Genomic DNA, 582 nt, shown 5'->3' with positions numbered 1-582 from the left:
CAATGACAACGAGATCATCGCGTTGCGACGCGTTGATCACCTTCAATGCAAAATCATCATGGCCAATACCATTCACCACAATGACATCCATTTCATTGAGACGTTTTAGATCATTCGGTTGCGGTAAGTAGTTATGTGGATTAAAACCAGCATCCACCAGCGGCAAGATTTCCGCTTTGTCACCAACAACAGCGTGCACATAGCTGAAATAAGGCTGAAGCGTGATACCAATTTTCATTTTGTCACTCGCGAAACTGGACGTGCTAGCGACCAATAAAGCGCAAGATGCAAACATGGAACGTAAAAGCGAACGTGTGATCATAATATGTATTCTTTGAATTGAGTTAAGTGTGCGAAGGATGAGCAGAAGATGGAGAAGAGAGAATTAGCTGTTGCCACCCCTGTTGATGGCGATGGCTTTCTTCGCTCAATGTTGGGGTTGGCGCAAAACCATGGGCATCGATTAGCCAAATGTCGGCGTGGCTTTGACGACTATCTAGAATCATTGAAGCCGCCCCTTGCTCACTCTGTCTGATGCCCAAGTAGATCCCGTCACCAATGCTCTGCCATTGATGCGAACCT

Annotated in this window: 1 protein-coding gene and 1 pseudogene; both read right to left on the bottom strand. The window is 46.2% G+C overall.

Annotated features, from left to right (window positions below; all coding sequences use genetic code 11):
- The coding region (locus R7P74_RS28030; protein WP_318123945.1) for a metal ABC transporter solute-binding protein, Zn/Mn family at positions 1-322 on the bottom strand (322 nt) is incomplete at its 3' end.
- A 22-nt stretch (positions 323-344) separates the two neighbouring features.
- A pseudogene (locus R7P74_RS28025) lies at positions 345-582 on the bottom strand (DUF6162 family protein); the annotation flags it as partial.

The organism is Vibrio sp. 2033 (assembly GCF_033339735.1).
The sequence above is the reverse complement of the archived record's forward strand: the minus strand, read 5'-3'. Positions and strand labels throughout refer to the sequence as shown.